Here is a 21,767-nt window from a genome sequence, read left to right as displayed (position 1 = left end):
GCCGGACGCACCCATGGCTCAGGGGAGCGCGCGGCCGAGCACCGCGCCCTGTCCCGGCGGGGCACCGTGCCTTGTCCCGGCAGGAGCCGCGCCTTGTCCTGGCGGGGCCCGGCGCCCACTCCGGCCGGATTCCGCACCCTGTCTCGGCTGGCTTCGCGCCGTGTCCCGGCAGGTTCAGCACCCACTCCGGGCAGATCCCGCGCCCAGTCCCGGCAGGGCCCGGCGCCCACTCCGGCCGGATTCCACACCCCATCTCGGCGGGCTTCGCACCCTGTCTCGCCAGGTTCAGCACCCACTCCCCGCAGGTGCCGCGCCCAGTCCCGGCAGGGCCCGGCACCCACTCCGGGCAGATCCCGCGCCCTGTCCAGGTGAGCCCCGCGTCCGTTCAGCGGTCCGACCGGCGTCGGTCCCTGATCCGTCTCAGTCTGTTCACCGTGACCGGGTCGTGGGCGAGGGCCCGTTCGTCGTCCAGGAGGGCGTTGAGCAGCTGGTAGTAGCGGACCGGGGCCAGGCCCAGCTCCTCCCGTATCGCCCGCTCCTTGGCGCCGGGGCCGGTGAACCCCCGGCGCTCCAGGGCGAGGACGGCCCGCTCACGCTCCCCCAGTTGCTCGTGCTCCATGACCTCAACGGTAGGCCTCGCCACTGACAACGCGGGCCTCCCCGAAGTCACCGGCTGTTGCCGACCGCCTCCCGTCACCGGTCCTCCTTCACCGCCGTCGACTCCAGCCGGCCCAGGACCGTCGACGGGCGGGCGCCGGGAGCGACCGCCTTGCCTATGCCCTCCTTGACGGCCGCGCTGACCGTGGCCCAGGAGGTCTTGCCGACCGGGTACAACTCGGACTGGGGCAGCTCCTGGAGGAACGGCTTGAGGTCGGTGTCCTGGTCGGCCGTGGTCATCACCTGAGAGGCGGAGTTGGTGACCGGCAGCAGGTCGTACTCGCGGGAGAAGGCCAGCACGTTCTTCTCGCTGTAGACGAAGTCGAGGAAGTCGCCGACCTGTTCGGCGTGGCCGCCCTGCTTGAAGGCCGTCATCCAGTCGGCGACGCCCATGGAGTACTTGGTCGGCCCGTTCACCCCGGGCATCGGCACCATGCCGAACTTCACGCCCTTCTTCTCGGCGATCTTCATCAGCGAGGGGTGTCCGTTGAGCATGCCGACGTCACCGGACGCGAAGGCGGCGAACGCGGCGGCGCGGTTGAGCTCGCCGGGCGCGACGGGACCGGTCAGGCCCTTGTCGACCAGGTCGTCCTTGAGCCAGGTGAAGGTGTCGACGTTCTCGGCGGAGTCGAGGGCGTAGGTCCCGAAGCTGTCGGTGTAGCCGCCCCCGCCGCTGAGCACCCACTGCATGGTCTCGGCCTGCGCCTCCTCGGGCCCCAGCGGCAGGGCGTACGGGTAGGTCACGCCCCGCTCCTTGAGGGCCGCCGCGTCGGCGGCGAGCTGGGCCCAGGTCTTCGGCGCGGTGAGGCCGGCCTCCTTGAAGAGGGTCTTGTTGTAGAAGAGCAGCCGCGTGGAGGCGGCGAACGGCATGCCGTACTGCACGTCCTTGACCTGGCCGGCCGTGGAGAACTGCGCGGCGAAATCGGCCTGGGTGCGGATGGAGAGCAGATCGTCGGCCTGATAGAGCAGACCGGCGTCCGCGTAGTCGGCGTACGCGCCGATCTGGGCCATGTCGGGGGCCTTGCCGGCGTCGACCTGTTCCTTGACCTTGCGGTCGACGTCGTTCCAGGAGTAGACGCTGACCTCGACCTTCACATCGGAATGCGTGCGCTCGTACTCCTCGACCAGCCGGCCCCAGTACTTCTTCGAGCTGTTGGCGGCCGAGTCGCCGTACTCCGCGGCGACCAGTCTCAGGGTGACGTCCCCGGAGTCTCCCGTGAGGCCACAGCCGGCGAGTACCGCCGTCATGCCCAGCGCGGAACCCACCGCGATCGTTCCTGTCCTGCGCCCCTGGCGCTCTTGCCGCCGCTGCACCGCTGTTGCTCCCACCCTGCTGTCTCGCCGTTCAATAAAAGGACCCAATAGGTCTACACCACGTAAGTGGACTAGACCTCTCATGGGTCGGGGCGTCACACTGTCCCCTGTGAGACATGTCATCGCCCTCGACGTGGGCGGCACCGGGATGAAGGCCGCCCTGGTCGGCGCGGACGGCGCACTGCTCCACCAGGCCCGCCGGGCGACCGGACGCGAGCGCGGTCCCGACGCCGTCGTCGAGGGCATCCTCGATTTCGCCGCCGACCTGCGCGCGTACGGCGCCGAGCACCTGGGCGAGCCCGCCGCCGCGGCCGGTCTCGCCGTCCCCGGCATAGTCGACGAGCCGGCCGGCATCGCCGCCTACTCCGCCAACCTCGGCTGGCGGGACGTACCCCTGCGCGACCTGCTGGCCGCACGGCTCGGCGGGGTCCCGGTCGCCCTCGGGCACGACGTGCGCACCGGCGGGCTCGCCGAGGGCCGGATCGGCGCGGGCCAGGGCGCCGACCGCTTCCTCTTCGTCCCCCTCGGCACCGGCATCGCGGGCGCCATCGGCATCGCGGGCCGGGTCGAGGCGGGCGCGCACGGCTTCGCCGGCGAGATCGGCCACATCGTCGTACGCCCCGGCGGCACCCCCTGCCCCTGCGGCCAGATCGGCTGCCTGGAGCGGTACGCCTCCGCGGCGGCCGTCAGCGAGGCGTGGGCGGCGGTCACGGGGGACGGGGAGGCGGACGCGGCGGACTGCGCGAAGGCCGTCGAGTCCGGGGACCCGAACGCGGTACGGGTCTGGCAGGACGCCATCGACGCCCTCGCCGACGGCCTGGTCACCGCCCTCACCCTGCTGGACCCGCGCACGCTGATCATCGGTGGCGGGTTGGCGGAGGCGGGGGAAACGTTGTTCACACCGCTGCGGGACGCCGTCCGGCAACGGGTCACCTTCCAGAAACTGCCGTCCATCGTCCCGGCGGCCCTCGGCGACACAGCGGGATGCCTGGGTGCGGGCCTGCTGGCCTGGGATCTCCTGGACTCATCCGACCGTACGGAGGAAACCGCCTGATGGACATCGTCCCAGGGGCGCGGGGAACTGCGCGACCAGCCACCCTCGACGCGAGGCCCGCGTCCGGCAATGCGCCGCAGATCCTGTCCGGTGCCGACGTGGTCCTCCCCACCGGAACGGTCAAGGCCGGCCGAGTGATCGTCGACGGCCCTCGAATCGCCGGAGCCGCCCCAGAGAACGCCCAGGTCATCGACGTCACCGACCACTGGCTGGTACCCGGCTTCGTCGACATCCACAACCACGGCGGCGGCGGAGCCTCCTTCACCTCCGGCACAGTCGACGACGTCCTCAAGGGCATCCACACCCACCGCCTGCACGGCACGACGACCCTGGTCGCCTCCACCGTCACCGGCGACATGGACTTCCTCGCCCAACGCGCCGGAATCCTCTCGGAGTTGGCCGAGCAGGGCGACCTCGCCGGGATCCACTTCGAGGGCCCGTTCATCTCCCCGTGCCGCAAGGGCGCCCACTCCGAGGAGCTCCTGCGCGACCCGGACCCGGCGGACGTGCGCAAGCTGATCGACGCGGCGCGCGGCCGGGCGAAGATGGTCACGCTCGCCACCGAACTGCCCGGCGGCCTCGACTCCGTACGCCTGCTGGCCGAGCACGGCGTCATCGCGGCGATCGGCCACACGGACGCGACGTACGAGCAGACGGTGGAGGCGATCGACGCGGGCGCGACCGTGGCCACGCACCTGTTCAACGCGATGCCGCCGCTCGGGCACCGCGACCCGGGTCCGATCGTCGCGCTCCTCGAAGACCCCCGTATCACCGTCGAGTTGATCAACGACGGCACGCATCTGCACCCCGCCTCCCTCGAGTTGGCGTTCCATCACGCGGGCGCGGGCCGGGTGGCGTTCATCACGGACGCGATGGACGCGGCGGGCTTCGGTGACGGCCGTTACATGCTCGGCCCGTTGGCGGTCGAGGTCAGCGAGGGTGTGGCACGGCTGGTGGAGGGTGGTTCGATCGCGGGGTCGACGCTCACGCTGGACCGCGCGTTCAAGCGGTCGGTGACGATCGACCGGCTGTCCGTCGAGGACACGGTCGCCGCTCTGTCCGCCAACCCGGCCCGGCTCCTTGGGTCTTACGGCGAGATCGGCTCCCTGGAGCCCGGCAAGTACGCCGACCTGGTCCTTCTCGACCGTCATTTCGACCTCAAGGGCGTCATGCGGCGCGGCGAATGGGTGGTCGATCCCCAACTGGGCTGATCTGTCCCGCTGTTGAGGCGGCGGCCGTCCTGGAACACTGGGGCGGCCGCCGTTCAATGTGCGCCTTCTCGGGGGGAGGTCGGCCCAGGTGATCCTCACGGTCACGCTGAACACCGCTCTCGACATCACCTACCGCCTACCGGGTCTGCGCCCGCACGCCTCCCACCGGGTCACCGAGGTGACCGAACGGCCGGGCGGCAAGGGCCTGAACGTGGCCCGCGTGCTCGCGGCCCTCGGCCACGAGGTGACGGTCACCGGCTTCACGGGCGGCGCGACCGGACGGGTCGTGCAGGAGCAACTGACCGCCACCGCGGGGGTCGTGGACGCGCTCGTGCCGGTGACCGGGGCGACCCGGCGCACGATCGCCGTGGTGGACCAGGGGACCGGCGACACGACCCAGCTCAACGAGCCCGGCCCGACGGTCACTTCGGCCGAGTGGTCCGCCTTCCAGGAGGCCTACGAGGATCTGCTGGGCGGGGTCTCGGCGGTGGCGCTGTGCGGGAGTCTGCCGCCGGGGGTGCCGGTGGGGGCGTATGCCGGGCTGGTGCGGTCCGCGCGGGCGGCCGGAGTCCCGGTACTGCTCGACACCAGCGGGGAGCCGCTGCGCCGCGGGGTCGCCGCCCGCCCCGACATCGTCAAGCCGAACGCCGAGGAACTGGCCGAACTCACCGGCTCCCACGAGCCGTTGCGTGCCACGCAGGACGCCCGCAGACGGGGCGCCCGGGCCGTCGTCGCCTCACTGGGCGCGCAGGGGCTGCTGGCGGTCGCTCCGGAGGGGCGCTGGCGGGCCGCCCCGCCCGCCCGGGTGCACGGCAATCCGACCGGCGCGGGCGACTCGGCGGTCGCGGGTCTGCTGTCGGGCCTGGTCGACCAACTCCCCTGGCCGGACCGCCTGACCCGCGCGATCGCGCTGTCGGCGGCGACCGTACTGGCGCCGGTGGCGGGCGAGTTCGACCGGGGGGCGTACGAGGAGTTGCTGGGGCGAGTGGCGGTGACCGTGGAAGTCACCGCGGCCTAGACCCTGTTGACCCAGGTCAGTTCTTGACCTGGCCTTCCTTCAGCGACAGCTGGTCCAGCAGGACGTTGCACTTGTCGCCGTCCTGGCAGGAGATCGAGATCGTGTTCGTGCCCTTGTTCAGGCTCGGCCAGGCGTAGGTCTTCGTCCAGCCCTTCGAGAAGTCGCCGTCCTTGGCGTGCGCGAAGTTGCCGAAGTTGAACTTGGACCCGAAGGTCTTGCCGTTGACGGTGAGCGTCATCTCCTGGTCCTCGTCGGCGGTGCTGTAGGTCGCGAAGACCGTGTAGACACCGCCCTTGGGGATGCCGTTGACCGTCCAGGTGACCGAGGCGCCGGGCTGATTGAGGCCGGTGACGTAGACGCCGCCGTCGGAGGCGGCGCCCTTGACGTCCGAGGCCGTCGAGACGCCGGTGCCGAGGTTCAGCGCCTTCGCGTCGATGGTCGGCAAGTCCGCGGGCGCCGCACTGTTGTCGGCGGACTTGCTGGGCTCGGTGCTGCCGGACGCTGAGGGCGCAGTGCTGACATCGTCGCTGGCCTTGTCGTCCGACGAGTCACCGTTCATCATCGCGACGCCGATGCCGATGACGACCGCGGCGACCACCGCGATCGCGCCGATCAGCAGGCCCTTGGTGTTGGGCCCCCGGCCCCGGCCGCCGCCGTCGCTGCGGAAGGACTGCTGCTGGCTGGTGGGCGCGCCGCCCGGGAAGGTCTCCGGCGCCGCGTAGTGCGAGTTCGGCTGCTGGTAGGCGCCCGGCTGCTGCGGGACCTGGGCGTACGGGGCGGTCGCGGCGGCCGGGGCCTGCTGCTGGCCGCCGTACTGCCGCTGACCGACGGCACGCTGCCGGTTGACCGAGTTCGGGTAGCCGTAGCCACCGCCGGACGGCGGTTGGGCTCCCTTGGCCTGTCCGTCGGCGTAGAGGTAGCCGAACGGGTCGTCGTCCTCGGGCGTACTGGCGCCGTTGTTGCCGGACGTCATCCCTAGGTACTCCTCAGCGGTGCGGGTCGGATGCGATACGTGGAGTCAGAATGGCGAGCCTACCCGCTCCCGATGACCCAAACGGGTGACTCGGATCGCATCGACCGGCGGACCCGGCTCCTGACCTGGAGATCATCCGGCCCGTCTGTGCTGTTTGGGACGAGATCGTTTCTCTACGTACATCCGCTCGTCAGCGGACTTCAGCACCTCGTCCGCGGTCATCCCGCAGTGCGCCCACCCGATGCCGAAGCTGGCGCCCACGCGCATGGCGCGGCCGTCGACGCGGATGGGCTGGATGATCTCGTTGCGCAGCCGTACCGCCAGGTCCTGGGCGTCCGCGCGGCCGAGGCCGTCGGCGAGGACGACGAACTCGTCGCCGCCGAGCCGGGCGACGGTGTCCCCGTCGCGCACGCCCCGGGACAGCCGCCGGGCGACCTCGATGAGAACCGCGTCACCCGAGTTGTGCCCGAACCGGTCGTTGATCGACTTGAAGCCGTCGAGGTCGCAGAAGAGGACCGCGAGCCCCTTGCTGCCGTCGTCCCGCTCGCCCTCGCCCTCGGGGGCGACGGTGTGCACGTGGTGGTCGAACCCGTCGAAACCGTCCAGTGCGCCGGAGCCGCCGATGACTTCGAGGCCGCCGCCGGGCCGGTAGTCGAAGCCGTGTCCGTTGGCGTCGTAGGCCTGGTGTCCGTAGGCCGCCGCGTCCAGGGTCTCCAGGGCGCCGGGCGTGGTCGCGCGCTGACAGAGACGACTGGAGAGGCGGGAGCGCAGCTCGGCCGAGTTCGGCAGGCCGGTGAGGGAGTCGTGGGAGGCGCGGTGGGCGAGCTGAAGCTCGCGGCGCTTGCGCTCCTCTATCTCCTCGACGTGGGTGAGCAGGAAGCGCGGGCCGTCGGCGGCGTCCGCGACGACCGAGTTGCGCAGGCTGACCCAGACGTAGGTGCCGTCGCGGCGGCCGAGTCTCAGCTCGGCGCGGCCACCCTCGGCGGAGGTTCTCAGCAGTGTGCCGATGTCCTCGGGGTGGACCAGGTCGGAGAAGGCGTAGCGGCGCATCGCGGAGGCGGGCCGGCCGAGGAGGCGGCACAGGGCGTCGTTGGTGCGCAGTATTCGGCCGTGCTGGTCGCCGCCCATCTCGGCGATGGCCATGCCCGAGGGAGCGTATTCGAAGGCCTGCCGGAAGCTCTCCTCGCTGGCGCGCAGCGCCTGCTGCTCCCTTTCGAGCCTGACCAGGGCGCGCTGCATATTGGCGCGAAGTCGCGCGTTGCTGATCGCTATCGCGGCCTGGAACGCGTACATCTGAAGCGCTTCGCGACCCCAGGCGCCCGGCCGGCGGCCGTTGCGCGGGCGGTCCACGGAGAGCACGCCGATCAGTTCGCCGCACGCGCCGCCGTTCACGCCCGGCGTGAACAGGGGCGCGAAGAGCCGGTCGGAGGGGTGCCACTCATCCTCGAAGCGGGGCGCGGGCCCGTCCGTGTACCACTGCGGTACGTCGTCGTCGTCGAGGATCCAGCCCTCGGTGTGCGGGATGAAGACCAGGTCGCCCCAGTGCTCACCCATGCCGAGGCGGCGCTCCCAGGAGTCGCGCGAGCCGACACGGCCGGTGATCAGTGCCTCGGCCGCGGGGTTGCCCGCGAAGGCGGCGACCACGAGATCGCCGTCGGGGCGGACCAGGTTGACGCACGCGAGCTCGTAGCCGAGGCCGTTGACGACGCCGTCGGCCACGGTCTGGAGCGTGTCGGCCAGGCTGCGCGCGGTGTTCATGTCCGCCATGACCTGGTGCAGTTGTCGCAGGGACGCGAGGCGGACGTAGGGCTCCGACTCGGTTTCCATGATCGCCCTCCCCCCGAGTCCTCGGCGCGAATCAAGGGTGCTCATCGGCGTATCGTTCTGGCAGCTTTCCCCGCCACTGAATCACAGCGCGCTGCCCACTCGGTACACAGGGTCAACAATTAGTACCCCTTGTGACTCAAGTCACAGCTAAACATGAACAATTGTGTGGAGTTTCTGCGTTTTCACTGTGCGTTCGCTGAACGCAATCTTTGTACGTATGTGCAGGCCTCTGCCACTCATCCGTCGCCCCTCCGTCGCTGGTCCGACCTTGGTCCTAGGACCCGCCTCGGACCGGGGCCCGATGCCGGCGCGCAGGGAGGACATTAGCGTTTCGTACGTGCCGAACACTCCCGCCGCCACCTCCCCGCCGCTCTCCCTGCCCGCCGCCCGGCATCCTGAGGGCGTGAGCAATGACGAGTTCCGCGCCGCCATGTCCCGGCTGACCGCGGGCGTGGTGCTGGTGACCGCACAGGAGCCCTCGCTGGACCCCGACGACCCGTCGGCGCCGCCCGGCGAGGACGTCGGCATGACGGCCACGGCCTTCCTCTCGGTCTCCTTGGACCCACCCCTGGTCCTGGTCAGCGTGCGCGAGGGCTCCCGCATGGACGACCTGCTCGCCGAGCAGCCCCTGTGGGCGGTCTCGGTCCTCACCGAGAGCCAGCGCCACATCGCCGGCCGGTTCGCCATGAAGGGCCGCATCAGCGACCGCCTGCTCTTCGAGGACATCCCCTACACCCGCGGCAAGGCCACCGACGCACCCCTGGTGGGCGGCGCCCTGGCCACCCTGGAGTGCCGGACGGAACAAAGGATCACGTCCGGCGACCACACCCTGGTGATCGGCCACGTCCTGACGGCGTCGGTGCCGAGCGCGGACGGGGGCCCGCTGGCGTACTTCCGGGGGCGGTACCGGCAGTTGGGCTGAGCCCCGGCCGCGGGAAATTGCGTGGCACGCGCGCGTAGTGCCTGCCTAGGGTGCGCGCATGGCGACGACGGCACCATGGCTGCACCTCGAAGAGATCACCCCGCGCACCTTCGAGGCCGCGACCGGCATCCGGGTCCGCCCGGAGCAGGAGTTCGCTGTCTCGCCGGTCATGCAGTCGCTCGCCGAGGCGTACGTCCATCCCGCCGGGGTCGCCTGGCCGCGGCTGATCGTCGACGGCGAGCGTCCGGTCGGCTTCCTCATGGCGTTCTTCGACATCGACTGGCACACCGACGGCAGCCTCTTCCGCTCCGGCCTGTGGCGCCTGAACATCGCCGCCGACGAACAGGGCCGCGGATACGGCCGGTTCGCCGTGGAGTCCGTCGCCGCCGAGATCCGCCGCCGGGGCGGAAAGGAGCTGTACGTCACCTGGCACCCCGGCGAGCACGGCCCCGAGAACTTCTACCTCCGCCTCGGCTTCCGCCCCAACGGGGAGCTCTCCGAGGGCGAGACGGTGGGCGTGCTGGACCTCGACGGACCCTGACGTCTAGCGCAGCCGGACGTCGAGGCGGGCGACCAGGTCGGGGGCGGTCACGATGTCGATCACGGCGATCCGGTCCCGTACGAAGGTGAAGGTCAGCGTGCGTTCCACGCGGTCGTCGACGAACGCGGCGATGCCCGGGACGCCGTCGACCAGTGCCGGTCGCGTCACGCGCGCGTAGCGTCCGTAAGCCCTCGCGCCCTCGGCCACCGCCGTCGCGCCCGAGGTGACTCCGGTGTCGGCGCGGGCGATGACGTCCGGGTCGAGCAGTTCGACAAGGGCCGCGAAGTCGCCGTCCCGCGTGGCCGCCAGGAAGGCGTCCACGACCTGCCACTGCCGAGCCTGGCGGGCCCGTTCCGCGCCGGGCGCCTCGGCGCCCCGCACCCGGCGCCGGGCCCGGCTGGCCAGCTGCCGCGCGGCCACCGGGGAGCGCCCCACGACGGTCCCGATCTCCTCGTACGACACCCCGAACAGGTCGTGCAGCACGAACGCGAGCCGCTCGGGCGGGGACAGCGTCTCCAGTACGACGAGCAGCGCGACGCCCACCGAGTCGGCGAGCAGCGTGTCCTGCTCGGGATCGGCGCCGGCCGCGGCCGGCACGCGCGCGTGAACCTCCAACGGCTCCTCCGCGCGGGACCGGCGGGAGCGCAGCATGTCCAGGCAGACCCGCCCGACGACGGTCGTCAGCCAGCCCCCGAGGTTCTCCACCTGCCGGGCGTCGGTGCGCACGAGCCGGAACCAGGCCTCCTGCACCGCGTCGTCGGCCTCGGCGAGCGAGCCGAGCATGCGGTGGGCGACGGCGCGGAGATGACTTCGGTGCGATTCGAATCGCAGGGCGAGGAATTCCGTTTCGTTCGCGTCCATGGCCACAGCCCCTTGCCCGTCGTCCGGTGTCCGTCGTCGTCGACGACATGACGGACGGCGGAGGGGAGATGTGACGGGCGGTGGAGGGACGCTGCAAACAAAGGACGTTCTACGACTGTGTATATAGGGGATGCGCCAGGGCCAGGGGGCAACCGGGACCGTCAGCCCCAGTCCCGCCCCTGCCGGCCCCGCTTCGTGTCGGAGCGCTGCTTCTTCTCGCGCAGCCGGCGTTCGTTGATCCCGCGCGGGATGCGGGTGGCCCGGCGCGGTCTCGGCGGCGGCGCGGTGGCCTCGGCGAGCAGCGCGGCCAGTCGTACGGCGGCGGTCTCGCGGTTGCGCCACTGGGAGCGGTGCTCGGAGGAACGGACGCTGATCACGCCGTCGACGAGCCGCCCCGCCAGCCGCTCCAGCGCGCGTGCCTTCCACACCTCGGGCAGCGACTCGGTCTTGGCCAGGTCGAAGCGGAGCTCCACCTGGGAGTCGGTGGTGTTGACGTGCTGCCCGCCGGGTCCGGAGGAGCGCGAGAAACGCCAGATGAGCTCGGCCTCGGGGAGCGAGACGGAGCCGCGGATGGCATAGGGACCGGACATGACTCCATGGTCGCGGGTCTGTCCGGTCCACGTCACCCCGTTTTCACGGGCGAGCCGCCGAACGGTTGGTAAAAAAGGTAAAGGGGTGCGGAACCTTGGGGACCCCCCGCGGCGTTCATACGGGTGACGGTAGCTTCGTCCACGGTGCGAAGCCCGTACGACGTAACGAGGGAAGGGACTCCCAACAATGGCTGTAAGCCTGTCCAAGGGTGGCAACGTCTCGCTCACCAAGGAGGCCCCGGGCCTGACGGCCGTCACCGTGGGCCTCGGCTGGGACGTCCGCACCACCACCGGCACGGACTTCGACCTCGACGCCTCCGCGATCGCGGTCAACCCGCAGGGCAAGGTCTACTCGGACGGTCACTTCGTCTTCTTCAACAACAAGCAGACCCCGGACCAGACCATCGTCCACACCGGCGACAACCGCACGGGTGAGGGCGACGGCGACGACGAGGCGATCAACGTCAACCTGGCGGGCCTCCCGGCCGACGTCGAGAAGATCGTCTTCCCGGTCTCCATCTACGACGCCGAGAACCGCTCGCAGAACTTCGGCCAGGTCCGCAACGCCTACATCCGCATCATCAACCAGGCAGGCGGCGCCGAGATCGCCCGCTACGACCTCTCGGAGGACGCGGCCACGGAGACGGCGATGGTCTTCGGCGAGCTCTACCGCAACGGCGCCGAGTGGAAGTTCCGCGCGGTGGGCCAGGGCTACGCCTCGGGCCTGGTGGGCATCGCGCAGGACTTCGGCGTGAGCGTCTGAGCCACCGCCAGTTGAACTGGAGCCCCCTGGTCACCGTTCGGGACCGGGGGCTCCGGCGTTTGGTGAGACGAAAATACGGGGGCCATGGGTCGAGCAATAGGGCAATCCACGGGGCTCCCGGCCGGCCGCTCCCCGATAAATTCCCAGCCATGCAGCTGACTCCCCTCGCCGTCACCCCCGACCACGACATCCCCACCCCCCTCCTCACCGAGCTCACCGCCCTCTACGCCTCCAACCGGGAGTTCCACGCGCTCAGCGGCGACTTCCCGAACCCGGACGACATCCGGCCCGAGCAGGTCGCGGTCGCGCTGGCGGACGAGTTGGCGAATCCGGAGGCGGAGGTGCTGCTGGCGCGAAGCGCGGGGCGGTTGGTCGGGGTTGCGATCACCCTCGACCGACATCCCGACCCGGCCGATCCCGACCCGTGGATCGGGTTGCTGCTCATCGACGCCGAGGCCCAGGGGAAGGGGTACGGGCGGCAGTTGGCCGGCCTCGTCGAGGACCGGTTCCGGGCGGCCGGGCGGACCGCCGTGCGGCTGGCCGTACTTGACGCCAATCCCCACGGGCTCGCCTTCCGGACGGCCCTGGGATACGAGGTGATCGGGCATCGGGCCGACCTCCAACTCGCCCGGCCCTGCTCGGTGTTGCGCAAGGAACTAGGCGGTCAGGGGCGGGCTTGAGCCTCACGGGTGGTCCGGCTTGCCGTCCCCGTACAGCCAGTCCTTCCAGATCCCCGTGAAGTCCTTGTCCGGCGCCTGCTTCTCCACGTACGCCGTGAAGTCGGCCGTGTTCGCGTTGCCGTGGCGGTGGGTGGCTGCCCAGCCCTGGACGATGTCGTAGAAGGTGTCGTCGCCGACCGCCTGGCGGATCTTGTGGAGGACCATCGCGCCGCGCAGGTAGACGGGGGTGTCGGAGATGCGGCCGGGGCCGCTCGGGCGGGCCGGTGGGAAGGCCCAGAGGTCCTCGTAGTCGTCCTCGCCGTGCGAGTAGAGGGAGTTGAAGGTCTGCTCCGCCGTGTCGCCGTCGTGGTCCTCGTCCCACAGCCACTCCGCGTACGTCGCGAAGCCCTCGTTCAGCCACATGTCGCGCCAGGTCTTCGGGGTGACGGAGTCGCCGTACCACTGGTGGGCGATTTCGTGGACGAGGGTCTCGGTGTCGGGGGCGCCGGGGAAGACGGGGCGGTTCTGGGTCTCCAGGGCGTACTCGGCGTCGTCCGGGCGGTCGACGATCGCCCCGGTGGAAGTGAAGGGGTACGGGCCGAAGTTGTACTGCGCCCAGTCCATGATCTCGGGGAGTCGGGCCAGTACCTTGCGGCTTGCCGCCGTCTGGGTCGGGTCCACGGCCACGTACACCGGCAGGCCGTCCGGCGTCGTCGAGCGGCTGATGTCGTAGTGGCCCACCGCGACCGCGGCCACATAGCTCGCCATCGGTTCGGCGGTGTGCCACCTGAAGGTCGTGCGGCTTCCGGTGCTCGTCTCGTCCGTCAACTCGCCGTTGGAGACTGCCTGGAGGCCCTTCGGAACCGTGACCGCGATGTCGTACGTCGCCTTGTCCGACGGGTGGTGGTTGCCGGGGAACCACGTCATGGAGCCGATCGGTTCACCGAGGGCGAGGGAGCCATCCTCCGTGGGGAGCCAGCCCTCCTTGGAGCCGTCGGGGTCGGTGATCGTCTGCGGGATGCCGTGATAGCGGACGGTGGTTCGGAAGGTCTCGCCCTTGTCGAGGTCGTCGTGGGGGCGGACGGTGAGTTCCTGACCGGCGCGGTTCCAGCGGGCGGACCGGCCCTCGACCATGACGTCCGTCACGTCCAGGCCCCTGAGGTCGAGGTCGAAGGCGGAGAGGTCATGGGTGGCGCGGGCGGTGATGGTCGCCTCGCCGGTGAGCCGGGTGCCCCGCTGCCCGCCGCCCTTCGGGTCGTACGCGAGTGTCAGGTCGTAGTGCGTGACGTCGTAACCGCCGTTGCCCGCCCGGGGGAAGTACGGGTCCCGCAGGCCGGAGCCGCCCGGTGTGCCCTTGACCCCGCCGTCGCATCCGACCAGACCGCACCCGACCAGGAAAACGGCGAGCAGCAGGTGGGCCGGGGCGACGGGGACAGATCGGGACACGTCGATGATCTTACGGCGGCGTGACACCATCGCATACGTGCTCGACATCGGCTACGCCCTCTCCAACCGCTTCCCCGACCCGCCCCAGACGGACTACCGCCGTGCGGACGTCCATGCGCTGCGGCACGACCTGTTCTGCGGGGACGTCTATCTCGCCGACACCGAGGCCGACCGGGAACTGTCCACAGCCTGGGGATGGGTGCCAGTGCTCGACTTCGCGTGGGCGTTGTGCGACATCGTGGAACGGCTGGACAGGGACCCGGCGGGATCGCGCGCCGCGCGTCCGCAGCGGGAGGAGCTGGACTTCACGGAGACCACCGACCGCATGCTCTTCGAGCGGCGGTTCGGGTGGGTGGACGTCGAGTCGGACTGGATGCCGGCCGACGAGACACCGCTGTCCTTCTCCCACAGTGAACTGCGGCGCGAGGCACGGGACTTCCTCCAGGACCTGATCGCCGACCTGGTGGACCTGCACGAGGACCTTGGCGAGAATCCGGCGATCTGGACCCTGCAGGCCAAGTTTCCCCGGGTGAACTGACGCACGAGGGGCAGGGACGGGGTCCCGCCGATAGGCTGAGAACGCTCGGAAATGAAGACGCTCGGAATACCAGTGCGCACTCCGCAGGAGCTTCCGCGATCGCAGCACAGGAGGAACCGTGGCCGGCCAGTTCGAGGCGACAACCGAGATCAACCGCTCCATCGAGGACGTCTTCGCCTTCCTCGCCGAGGGCACGAACGACCCCAAGTTCAGCCCGCGGGTCCAGTCGATCACGAAGACCCCGGAGGGTCCGACGGCCGTGGGCACCGTCTTCACCAGCACCGTCAAGGACGCCGGCATGAAGACCGGCCGGACGTTCCGGATCACCGAGTTCGAGGCACCCCACCGGATCCGCTGGGCGGAGACCTCGAAGAACGCGGTGACGGCGGACCGAGGCGGCTACGACCTGGAGTCCACCGGTCCCGACACCACCCGCGTGCGGATCTTCAACGTCCTCGAAGGCCACGGCATCGGAAAGCTGCTGGTGGGCTTCGCGGCGGCCGCGGCCCGCAAGGACGGGCCCGCGTTCGGGCAGCGGATCAAGGCGGCGGTGGAAGCGGAGACCAAGCCGGCCTAGTAGTCAGCTGGTTTTAGGGTCCGAGGGGTCCTCGGGCCCCTCGGAGGTCCTGGGAGTCGCCCGCATCCCCCGCCACAGCAGATCCGTGAGATCCGCGATCTGCGCCCCCTGGTCACCTGCCGGGTCGAGGAGGAGCAGCCCGCCCAGACCCCGCATGACCGTGCGCGGGTCCAGGTCCGCGCGCACGGTGCCCGCCTCGACGTTGGCCCGCACCAGCGCGGCCAGCGCAACGGTGACCTCCTCGTAGGCCCGGTTGTAGACCTCGCCGCCGGTCGCCGCGGCGCGCAGCGCGTCGCCCAGGCCCCGTTTCGTCGCCATGTAGTGGGCCAGGTGGTCAGTGACCCAGACGCGGAAGGCCTCTTGGGGCGGGTGGGAGTCCAGCAGGGTCGGCACGATCTCGATCAGGTTCCGTACTTCGGCCTGGTAGACCGCGAGGACCAGCGCTTCGGAGGTCGGGAAGTGCCGGTAGATCGTGCCGACGCCGACTCCGGCAGCTTTCGCGATGGCGTTGAAGGAGATCTCGCCCGACTCGGCCAGCGCCCGCTCGGCGGCGGCGAGGATGCGCTCGCGGTTGCGTCGGGTGTCCGCCCGGCGCGAGCTGATGGGCTCCGTTGTCATGGTCACAGGCTACTTTCTTGCCGAGCGGATAATTATCCGGTACGTTCCGAGAACCAGAGCGGATAATTATCCGCTTGTTGGATGAGGAGAGGGTCACCATGAACACATCCACCCCCGCGGGGAACTGGATCGACGGTCGCTGGGACTTCGGCGGCAAGATCCACGAGTCCGTCGACCCCTCGACAGGCAAGGCGATCGGCACCTTCTGCTCCGCCGGCGACACCGAGGCGCGGACCGCGATCACGGCCGCGCGGCGGGCGTTCGACACCACCGACTGGTCGCGCCTGGCCGAACCACGGGCCCGGGCGCTCGACGAGTTCGCGGACCGCGTGGAGCGCCGGACCGACGAACTCGGGCACATGCTCTCCCGGGAGACCGGCAGGCTCCTGTGGGAGACCCGGATGGAAGCCGAGATGGCCGCGCGCCTGCTGCGCCTGAACGCGGCCCGGGCGCGGGTCCGGACCGGCGGGCAGGCCCTCGATCAGGCGCCGGAGACGTACTGGCACGCCGTACCGGAACCGGCCGGCGTGGTCGGGATCATCGTGCCGTGGAACGGCCCGGTCCTGCTCGCCGTCCGCGCGATCGGGCCCGCGCTGGCGGCGGGCTGCACCGCCGTCGTGAAGCTGCCCGGACAGACGGCGCTGACCAACACACTGCTGGCCGAGGCCGTGGCGGAGACCGTCTCCCTGCCGGCCGGGGTGCTCAGCCTCCTCACCGAGGCGGGCAACGAGGTCGCGCCGCTGCTGGTCGACTCGCCCGAGGTCGACGTGCTGAGCTACACCGGCAGCACCAGGGTCGGCCGGCTGGTGGCCGCCGGTGCGGCGGCCCGGGTCAAGCGGACGACGCTCGAACTCGGCGGCAAGACACCTCTGTTGATATTCGACGACGTCGACATCGACGCGATCGTGCCGGTCGTGGTCCGGGCCGCCACCCTCATGAACGGTCAGTACTGCGCCACCGGGTCGCGTGTACTGGTGCACCGGGCCGTGGCCGACGAACTCCGCGCCAAGCTCACCGACGCGCTGAACTCGGTACGGGTCGGCCCCGCCGACGACCCGGCCAGTCAGCTCGGCCCGCTGATCGACAAGGCCGCCGTCGCCCGGGTGGACCGCCTCGTGGAGGAGGCCGCCGACTACGCGAAGGTGCTGGTCCGCGGCGGAATCCCGGACGAGCCCGAGCTGCGCGACGGCGCGTTCTACCGGCCGTCCCTCATCGAGACCGACGACGTCGACGTGCCCGTCGTCCAGCAGGAGGTGTTCGGCCCGGTGCAGACCTTCGAGGTCTTCGAGGACGAGGCCGACGCGGTCCGGCGGGCCAACGCCACCGATTTCGGCCTGGCCGCCTCGGTGTTCACCGCCGACGACTTCCGGGCCCGCCGGGTCGGCCGCGAACTGCGGATGGGCGAGGTCTGGTTCAACGCGCACGGCATGACCACGTCCCAGCTGGCCGGAACACCGGTCAAGCAGAGCGGCTACGGCAGCTTCGGCGGCTCCGCGGCCCTGGAGCAGTTCCAGGTCCTGAAGAGGTACGGCACCACACGGCCGAGGTGAGGGCACGCCCCGTGAGGACACACCCGGTGAGCCCTCTCACCCCTCCACCCTGATCCCCAGCTCCCCCGCCAACACCGCCGCCAGATCCACCAGTTGGGCCGGACTGATCACCGACCCGGACAGCCGGTCCACGCCCCGTGCGATGTCCAGCTCCGCCGCGCCTCTGAGGTCCACGTCCTTCAGGACCGCGCCCGTCAGATCCACCTGTCTCAGCGCGCAGTCCACGAACTCCACGCGCTCCAGGCGGGCGCCGCCGAAGTCCGGTTCCACCAGGACGCAGGACTCGAAGACGACGTCCTTGAGCTTCGCCGTGCGCAGGTTGAGGTAGTCGATCTTGCTGCCGCGGATCACCACCCGCTCCAGTACGGCGCCGTGCAGCTGGGTGCCGCCCAGGCGGGCGTCGATCAGCTCGACGTCACGGAACGTGGACTCGGCGAGGTCGGTGCCGACTCCCCGGAGGCCGGTCAGGACGGAGTCCAGGACGCGTGCGTGATGCAGTCTCGTCTCGTCCAGCGCGCATCCCGTCAGCGCGCAGTCCATGAAACGGGCACCCCCGCCGTCCTGCCCCGCGAAGTCCAACTCCCGCAGCTCCAGGCCGTCGTAGTCCCCGTCCGGCATCAACTCCCCGTCCCCGAAGGGCTCCAGCGCGGGCAGCCGGATCTCGGGGCGGCGCGCCGCCTTCACCGCCGTGGCACTCGTCGCTTTACTCGCCATGGCCCCATCCTGCACCCCGCCACTGACATTCCCCGGGGCGGGCCCCTGACCAGCGACTACGCACGCTCATGTCACATTTCCGGGCCCCGATCAGTCGTACAGGGAGAAAGGCCGTACCGAACGAGACCCGATCCGAGGGAGAGCCACCCATGCACCGCATCACCGTCATCGGCGGCGGATTCGCCGGACTGACCGCTGCCGTCACCGCTGCCGAGGCGGGCGCCAAGGTGACCGTGTACGAAGCGCATCACACCCTCGGCGGGCGGGCGCGGACCGCCGAGGGGCCGTATGGGACGAACGAAGGGCCGCACGCGCTCTACAGCGGCGGCCCGCACTGGACCTGGCTGAAGCAGCGGGATCTGATCGGGCCGCTCGCGCCCGTGCCGCCGTTGGAGGCGGCCCGGATGCGGGTGCGGCACCAGGGCGTGCTGCGCCGGACCCCGCCGTTCGCGATGCTCAAGCTGCTGCGGCCCGGTGTCCAACAGGCGCCCGTGGACGTCGACTTCCGCACCTGGGCGACCGGCATCGCCGGCGAGGAGGGGGCGCGGGCCGCCGCCAACTACTCGGCCGTGGCCCTGTTCCACCACGATCCCGGCGCGCTGTCCGCCGCGTTCGTGCAGGAGCGGTTGCGGCGGGCCACCCGGTTGCCGCCCGAGGCGCACTATCCGCGCGGCGGCTGGGCGACCGTCATCGACCGGATGGCCGCGCGGGCCTGGAACCTGGGCGTGCGGATGGAGACGCTGGCGCGCGTCGACACCCTGCCGACCGATGCGCCGGTCGTCGTCGCCACCTCCCTCGACGCGGCCCGGCGGCTGCTCGGGGACGACTCGCTGACCTGGCCGAGCGGCCGTACCGCACTCCTCGACCTCGCCCTGCGGACCCGGCGCGGGGACGCCTTCGCGGTGTCCGACCTGGACTCGCCCGGCTGGATCGAGCGGTTCACCGCGCAGGACCGGTCCCTCGCGCCGGCAGGCGAGCAGCTCCTCCAGGGGCAGATCCCGATCGCTCCGCACGAGCGCCGGGCCGACGGTGTCGCCCGCGCCGAACAGCTCCTCGACCTCGGGTTCGAGGGCTGGCGCGAGCGTGTGACCTGGCGGCGCGAGGCCACCGCCAACGGTCGTACGGGAGCCGTGGACCTGCCCGGCACCAGCTGGCGGGAGCGGCCGGCCGTCGACCGGGGCGACGGCGTCTATCTCGCGGGCGACCAGGTCGCGGTGCCCGGTGTGCTGTCCGAGGTCTCCTTCAACAGCGCGCTGACCGCCGTCTCCCTCGCCCTCGGCGCGCGTGGCCATGCCGCCCTTGACCTCAAGCAAGCCTGAGGTTGAAGAGTGGGCCGCACAGGCCAGGAGGCCTCACCGACAGCTGGGGGAACCACCATGCACGCCATCCGTCTGCACGCCTTCGGCCCGGCCGAGAACCTCACCTACGAGGAGGTCCCCGACCCGCTGCCGGGCCCGGGCCAGGTCCGTATCGCCGTCGAGGCCGCCGGCGTGCACCTGCTGGACACGGCCCTGCGCGAGGGCGACCAGGGGCCGCTGCCCCGACCGACCGTGCTGCCCACCGTGCCCGGCCGTGAGGTCGCCGGGGTCGTCGAGTCGCTCGGCGAGGGGGTCGCCCAGCTGTGGCTGGGCCTGCGGGTGGTGGCTCATCTCGGCTTCGCCCCGGGAGGGTACGCCGAACTCGCCGTCACCGATGTCGACCGCGTGCACGAGATCCCCGCGAACCTCGACTTCGGCGAGGCCGTCGCCATGATCGGGACGGGGCGTACGGCGATGGGGATCCTGCAGTTCGTCGAGCTGGGCGGCGACTCGGTCGTCGTGGTCCCGGCCGCCGCGGGCGGGATCGGGACGCTCCTCGTGCAGTACGCCAAGCACGCCGGTGCCGTCGTCGTGGGGTTGGCCGGCGGAATCGAGAAGGTCGCGCGCGTGCAGGCCAATGGCGCCGATCTCGCCGTCGACTACACGGACCCGGGGTGGGCGGAGAAGGTGCGCGCCTTCCTCGGCGGCCGGGCCGCCACCGTCGTCTTCGACGGGGTGGGCGGGGACGTCGCGCGCGAGGCCGTCGGGCTGCTCGGGCCCGGCGGCAGGCACCTCGTCTTCGGCTGGTCCGCCGAGGGCATCCGAGGCGGCGCGCCCTACCTCGTGGAAGGGGTCTCCGAGCAGGTCCTGGGCCCCGTGATGATGCGGCGGGCCGGCGGCCCCGACCCCGTACGCACGCTCGAACTGCGCGCCCTCGCCGAGGCCGCCGAGGGCCGACTGACCCCCGCCGTGCAGCGGTTCCCGCTCGCCGAGGCGGCCGCCGCGCACCGCGCGCTCCAGACGCGCGCGACGACCGGAAAGGTGGTACTGGAGCCATGACCAGCAAGTCCGCACCCGAAGATGCGACCGGCCCCCGTTCATGGTCTTCTGGCCAGATGAGTGGCACCCGGACAGGTGAGAACGGCCCGCCCGTGGACGCCGATCCCCGCCGCTGGTGGGGCTTGGTGATCATCGCGCTGGCGCAGCTGATGGTGGTGCTCGACGCGACCATCGTGAACATCGCGCTTCCGTCCGCGCAGACCGATCTGCACATGTCCGACGGCAACCGCCAATGGGTCATCACCGCCTACACGTTGGCCTTCGGCGGGCTCCTCCTGCTCGGCGGCCGGATCGCCGACCTGCTGGGCCGCAAACGGACGTTCATCTTCGGGCTCATCGGCTTCGCCGCCGCCTCCGCGCTGGGCGGTGCGGCCACCACCTCGGGCATGCTGTTCGGCGCCCGCGCGCTGCAGGGCGTCTTCGCCGCCGTCCTCGCGCCCTCCGCGCTGTCCCTGCTGACGACGACCTTCACCGACCCCAAGGAACGCGGCAAGGCCTTCGGCATCTACGGAGCGCTGGCCGGCAGCGGCTCGGCGATCGGGTTCATCGTCGGCGGGCTGCTCACCGAGTACCTGGACTGGCGCTGGTGCCTGTACGTGAACGTGCCGATCGCGGTCGTCGCCGTCTTCGGCGCCTTCGCGCTGCTGCACGACCGGCCCGGACACACCGGCGCCCGGCTCGACGTGCCCGGTGTGCTGCTGGGCTGCGGCGGTCTGGTCGCGATCGTCTACGGGTTCAGCGAGGCCGAACCCCGGGGCTGGAGCGACCCGTTGGTCCTTGGGCTGCTCATCGGCGGGGTCGTCCTCCTCGTCACGTTCGTGTGGTGGCAGACGCGGGCGCCGTCGCCCCTGCTGCCGCTGCACATCGTCAAGGACCGCAACCGCGCCGGGTGCTTCCTCACCATGGGACTCGCCGTCATCGGCATGTTCGGGCTGTTCCTGTTCATGACCTACTACCTCCAGGTCATCCTCGGCTACTCGCCCGTGAAGACCGGCCTGGCCTTCCTGCCGCTGACCGTCGCCATCATCATCGGCTCCACGCAGATCTCGGCCCGGCTGCTGACCCGTGTCGCGCCGCGCGCCCTGATGGTCCCGGGCATGGTGCTGGCCGCCGGCGGCATGCTGATCCTCACCCAGATGACCGTGCACTCCGACTACCCCACCGAGATCCTGCCCGCCCTGATCCTGATGGGCCTGGGCATGGGCCTCACCTTCATGCCGGTGTTCTCCACGGCCACCGCCGGTGTCGCCCCGCAGGACGCGGGCGTGACCTCGGCGACCGTCAACACCTCGCAGCAGGTGGGCGGTTCGATCGGCACGGCGCTGCTCAACACCATCGCCACCACCAGCGGTACGACCTACATCGCCGCGCATCTCCACAACCCCGCCCAGCGTGCCCTGGTCACCAGGGAGGGCATCGTGCACGGCTACACGGTCGCCATCTGGTGCGCCGTCGGCATCATGCTCCTCGCCGGCCTGGTCGCGGGCCTGATGGTCACGGCGAAGCCGCCCAGGCAGGGCGCGCCGGCGGAGGCGGCCGTGCCCGAGCCGGTGGCATGAGAACGGTGGCATGGGAAA

General features: G+C 71.1%; 22 protein-coding genes. 13 read left to right on the top strand and 9 right to left on the bottom strand.

Translation table 11 applies throughout. The features are described from left to right. Window positions 1-385 precede the first annotated feature (385 nt). A complete protein-coding gene (locus ACIP6U_RS13235; protein ID WP_401715877.1) occupies window positions 386-619 on the bottom strand; it encodes a DUF3263 domain-containing protein in 234 nt (77 codons plus the stop codon). 74 nt (window positions 620-693) lie between these two features. After that, window positions 694-1,905 (bottom strand): ABC transporter substrate-binding protein, encoded by a 1,212-nt coding sequence (locus ACIP6U_RS13230; protein WP_401716962.1) that lies wholly within the window; start codon window positions 1,903-1,905, stop codon window positions 694-696. Window positions 1,906-2,080: 175 nt separating this feature from the next. On the opposite strand from ACIP6U_RS13230, the gene ACIP6U_RS13225 reads away from it, so the two are divergent. The 3 genes from ACIP6U_RS13225 to ACIP6U_RS13215 all read left to right on the top strand — a co-directional run bounded on the left by ACIP6U_RS13225 (window position 2,081) and on the right by ACIP6U_RS13215 (window position 5,254). Next, window positions 2,081-3,025, top strand: a complete 945-nt coding sequence (locus ACIP6U_RS13225) for an ROK family protein (RefSeq protein ID WP_401715875.1) — start codon at window positions 2,081-2,083, stop codon at window positions 3,023-3,025. Beyond that, complete coding sequence (nagA, locus tag ACIP6U_RS13220) at window positions 3,025-4,236, top strand: N-acetylglucosamine-6-phosphate deacetylase (protein ID WP_401715872.1); 1,212 nt, start codon at window positions 3,025-3,027, stop codon at window positions 4,234-4,236. Before ACIP6U_RS13225 ends, nagA begins: the two co-directional genes overlap by 1 nt. Before the next feature lie 88 nt (window positions 4,237-4,324). After that, complete coding sequence (locus tag ACIP6U_RS13215) at window positions 4,325-5,254, top strand: 1-phosphofructokinase family hexose kinase (protein ID WP_401715869.1); 930 nt, start codon at window positions 4,325-4,327, stop codon at window positions 5,252-5,254. A 16-nt stretch (window positions 5,255-5,270) separates the two neighbouring features. Here the strand turns inward: ACIP6U_RS13215 and ACIP6U_RS13210 are convergent, their stop codons facing one another. Beyond that, window positions 5,271-6,227 carry a carbohydrate-binding protein gene (locus ACIP6U_RS13210; protein ID WP_401715866.1) on the bottom strand — a complete coding sequence of 319 codons (957 nt, stop codon included), beginning with the start codon at window positions 6,225-6,227 and terminating at the stop codon, window positions 5,271-5,273. Between the two features lie 132 nt (window positions 6,228-6,359). After that, window positions 6,360-8,054 carry a diguanylate cyclase CdgB gene (cdgB, locus tag ACIP6U_RS13205; protein ID WP_401715864.1) on the bottom strand — a complete coding sequence of 565 codons (1,695 nt, stop codon included), beginning with the start codon at window positions 8,052-8,054 and terminating at the stop codon, window positions 6,360-6,362. Window positions 8,055-8,391: 337 nt separating this feature from the next. Here cdgB and ACIP6U_RS13200 point away from each other — a divergent pair, with 337 nt between their 5' ends. Together ACIP6U_RS13200 and ACIP6U_RS13195 are read left to right on the top strand one after the other, a co-directional pair. Then, window positions 8,392-8,976 carry a flavin reductase family protein gene (locus tag ACIP6U_RS13200; RefSeq protein WP_401715861.1) on the top strand — a complete coding sequence of 195 codons (585 nt, stop codon included), beginning with the start codon at window positions 8,392-8,394 and terminating at the stop codon, window positions 8,974-8,976. A 58-nt stretch (window positions 8,977-9,034) separates the two neighbouring features. After that, complete coding sequence (locus ACIP6U_RS13195; RefSeq protein ID WP_401715858.1) at window positions 9,035-9,517, top strand: GNAT family N-acetyltransferase; 483 nt, start codon at window positions 9,035-9,037, stop codon at window positions 9,515-9,517. Between the two features lie 3 nt (window positions 9,518-9,520). Here ACIP6U_RS13195 and ACIP6U_RS13190 read toward each other — a convergent pair whose 3' ends face one another. Together ACIP6U_RS13190 and arfB are read right to left on the bottom strand one after the other, a co-directional pair. After that, the gene (locus tag ACIP6U_RS13190) at window positions 9,521-10,378 is read right to left on the bottom strand and encodes a sigma-70 family RNA polymerase sigma factor (RefSeq protein WP_401715855.1); all 858 of its coding nucleotides are present in this window, start codon (window positions 10,376-10,378) and stop codon (window positions 9,521-9,523) included. A 161-nt stretch (window positions 10,379-10,539) separates the two neighbouring features. After that, a complete protein-coding gene (gene arfB / locus ACIP6U_RS13185) occupies window positions 10,540-10,968 on the bottom strand; it encodes an alternative ribosome rescue aminoacyl-tRNA hydrolase ArfB (RefSeq protein WP_401715853.1) in 429 nt (142 codons plus the stop codon). A 187-nt stretch (window positions 10,969-11,155) separates the two neighbouring features. Here arfB and ACIP6U_RS13180 point away from each other — a divergent pair, with 187 nt between their 5' ends. Both ACIP6U_RS13180 and ACIP6U_RS13175 read left to right on the top strand, forming a co-directional pair. Next, on the top strand, window positions 11,156-11,731 hold the full coding sequence (locus ACIP6U_RS13180; RefSeq protein ID WP_401715850.1) for a TerD family protein: 576 nt from the start codon (window positions 11,156-11,158) through the stop codon (window positions 11,729-11,731). A 149-nt stretch (window positions 11,732-11,880) separates the two neighbouring features. Further along, a complete protein-coding gene (locus ACIP6U_RS13175; RefSeq protein WP_401715849.1) occupies window positions 11,881-12,411 on the top strand; it encodes a GNAT family N-acetyltransferase in 531 nt (176 codons plus the stop codon). Between the two features lie 3 nt (window positions 12,412-12,414). Here the strand turns inward: ACIP6U_RS13175 and ACIP6U_RS13170 are convergent, their stop codons facing one another. Then, complete coding sequence (locus ACIP6U_RS13170; RefSeq protein WP_401716960.1) at window positions 12,415-13,866, bottom strand: M1 family metallopeptidase; 1,452 nt, start codon at window positions 13,864-13,866, stop codon at window positions 12,415-12,417. 7 nt (window positions 13,867-13,873) lie between these two features. Between ACIP6U_RS13170 and ACIP6U_RS13165 the strand changes: the two genes are divergently transcribed. Both ACIP6U_RS13165 and ACIP6U_RS13160 read left to right on the top strand, forming a co-directional pair. Next, window positions 13,874-14,374 (top strand): hypothetical protein, encoded by a 501-nt coding sequence (locus ACIP6U_RS13165; protein WP_401715846.1) that lies wholly within the window; start codon window positions 13,874-13,876, stop codon window positions 14,372-14,374. A 118-nt stretch (window positions 14,375-14,492) separates the two neighbouring features. Next, window positions 14,493-14,951 (top strand): SRPBCC family protein, encoded by a 459-nt coding sequence (locus tag ACIP6U_RS13160; protein WP_401715843.1) that lies wholly within the window; start codon window positions 14,493-14,495, stop codon window positions 14,949-14,951. A gap of 3 nt (window positions 14,952-14,954) precedes the next feature. Here the strand turns inward: ACIP6U_RS13160 and ACIP6U_RS13155 are convergent, their stop codons facing one another. Then, complete coding sequence (locus tag ACIP6U_RS13155; RefSeq protein WP_401715840.1) at window positions 14,955-15,569, bottom strand: TetR/AcrR family transcriptional regulator; 615 nt, start codon at window positions 15,567-15,569, stop codon at window positions 14,955-14,957. A gap of 98 nt (window positions 15,570-15,667) precedes the next feature. On the opposite strand from ACIP6U_RS13155, the gene ACIP6U_RS13150 reads away from it, so the two are divergent. Next, window positions 15,668-17,119 carry an aldehyde dehydrogenase family protein gene (locus ACIP6U_RS13150; RefSeq protein ID WP_401715838.1) on the top strand — a complete coding sequence of 484 codons (1,452 nt, stop codon included), beginning with the start codon at window positions 15,668-15,670 and terminating at the stop codon, window positions 17,117-17,119. 36 nt (window positions 17,120-17,155) lie between these two features. On the opposite strand, the gene ACIP6U_RS13145 is transcribed toward ACIP6U_RS13150, so the two are convergent. Next, window positions 17,156-17,833 (bottom strand): pentapeptide repeat-containing protein, encoded by a 678-nt coding sequence (locus tag ACIP6U_RS13145; protein ID WP_401715836.1) that lies wholly within the window; start codon window positions 17,831-17,833, stop codon window positions 17,156-17,158. A gap of 149 nt (window positions 17,834-17,982) precedes the next feature. On the opposite strand from ACIP6U_RS13145, the gene ACIP6U_RS13140 reads away from it, so the two are divergent. Genes ACIP6U_RS13140 through ACIP6U_RS13130 form a run of 3 tightly spaced genes read left to right on the top strand, consistent with a single transcriptional unit; the run spans window position 17,983 to window position 21,749 of the window. Beyond that, window positions 17,983-19,152 carry an NAD(P)-binding protein gene (locus ACIP6U_RS13140; RefSeq protein ID WP_401715834.1) on the top strand — a complete coding sequence of 390 codons (1,170 nt, stop codon included), beginning with the start codon at window positions 17,983-17,985 and terminating at the stop codon, window positions 19,150-19,152. Window positions 19,153-19,209: 57 nt separating this feature from the next. Continuing rightward, window positions 19,210-20,190 (top strand): zinc-binding dehydrogenase, encoded by a 981-nt coding sequence (locus tag ACIP6U_RS13135; protein ID WP_401715832.1) that lies wholly within the window; start codon window positions 19,210-19,212, stop codon window positions 20,188-20,190. Between the two features lie 56 nt (window positions 20,191-20,246). Further along, entirely contained in the window at window positions 20,247-21,749 is a 1,503-nt protein-coding gene (locus ACIP6U_RS13130; protein ID WP_401715831.1) for an MFS transporter, read from the top strand. The last annotated feature ends 18 nt before the right edge of the window (window positions 21,750-21,767 follow it).

Source organism: Streptomyces sp. NPDC088794 (genome assembly GCF_044750545.1).
Classification (GTDB): domain Bacteria; phylum Actinomycetota; class Actinomycetes; order Streptomycetales; family Streptomycetaceae; genus Streptomyces.
This window is presented reverse-complemented; position numbering and strand designations above follow the sequence as displayed.

What these genes read in the sequence shown, in the direction of transcription:
- ACIP6U_RS13175 (WP_401715849.1), top strand. Translation starts at nt 11,881, where the DNA reads ATGCAGCTGACTCCCCTCGCCGTCACCCCCGACCACGACATCCCCACC.
- ACIP6U_RS13135 (WP_401715832.1), top strand. Translation starts at nt 19,210, where the DNA reads ATGCACGCCATCCGTCTGCACGCCTTCGGCCCGGCCGAGAACCTCACC.
- cdgB (WP_401715864.1), bottom strand. Translation starts at nt 8,054, where the DNA reads ATGGAAACCGAGTCGGAGCCCTACGTCCGCCTCGCGTCCCTGCGACAA.
- ACIP6U_RS13130 (WP_401715831.1), top strand. Translation starts at nt 20,247, where the DNA reads ATGAGTGGCACCCGGACAGGTGAGAACGGCCCGCCCGTGGACGCCGAT.
- ACIP6U_RS13140 (WP_401715834.1), top strand. Translation starts at nt 17,983, where the DNA reads ATGCACCGCATCACCGTCATCGGCGGCGGATTCGCCGGACTGACCGCT.
- ACIP6U_RS13190 (WP_401715855.1), bottom strand. Translation starts at nt 10,378, where the DNA reads ATGGACGCGAACGAAACGGAATTCCTCGCCCTGCGATTCGAATCGCAC.
- ACIP6U_RS13155 (WP_401715840.1), bottom strand. Translation starts at nt 15,569, where the DNA reads ATGACAACGGAGCCCATCAGCTCGCGCCGGGCGGACACCCGACGCAAC.
- ACIP6U_RS13150 (WP_401715838.1), top strand. Translation starts at nt 15,668, where the DNA reads ATGAACACATCCACCCCCGCGGGGAACTGGATCGACGGTCGCTGGGAC.
- ACIP6U_RS13145 (WP_401715836.1), bottom strand. Translation starts at nt 17,833, where the DNA reads ATGGCGAGTAAAGCGACGAGTGCCACGGCGGTGAAGGCGGCGCGCCGC.
- ACIP6U_RS13195 (WP_401715858.1), top strand. Translation starts at nt 9,035, where the DNA reads ATGGCGACGACGGCACCATGGCTGCACCTCGAAGAGATCACCCCGCGC.
- ACIP6U_RS13170 (WP_401716960.1), bottom strand. Translation starts at nt 13,866, where the DNA reads ATGGTGTCACGCCGCCGTAAGATCATCGACGTGTCCCGATCTGTCCCC.
- ACIP6U_RS13235 (WP_401715877.1), bottom strand. Translation starts at nt 619, where the DNA reads ATGGAGCACGAGCAACTGGGGGAGCGTGAGCGGGCCGTCCTCGCCCTG.
- ACIP6U_RS13180 (WP_401715850.1), top strand. Translation starts at nt 11,156, where the DNA reads ATGGCTGTAAGCCTGTCCAAGGGTGGCAACGTCTCGCTCACCAAGGAG.
- arfB (WP_401715853.1), bottom strand. Translation starts at nt 10,968, where the DNA reads ATGTCCGGTCCCTATGCCATCCGCGGCTCCGTCTCGCTCCCCGAGGCC.
- ACIP6U_RS13230 (WP_401716962.1), bottom strand. Translation starts at nt 1,905, where the DNA reads ATGACGGCGGTACTCGCCGGCTGTGGCCTCACGGGAGACTCCGGGGAC.
- nagA (WP_401715872.1), top strand. Translation starts at nt 3,025, where the DNA reads ATGGACATCGTCCCAGGGGCGCGGGGAACTGCGCGACCAGCCACCCTC.
- ACIP6U_RS13210 (WP_401715866.1), bottom strand. Translation starts at nt 6,227, where the DNA reads ATGACGTCCGGCAACAACGGCGCCAGTACGCCCGAGGACGACGACCCG.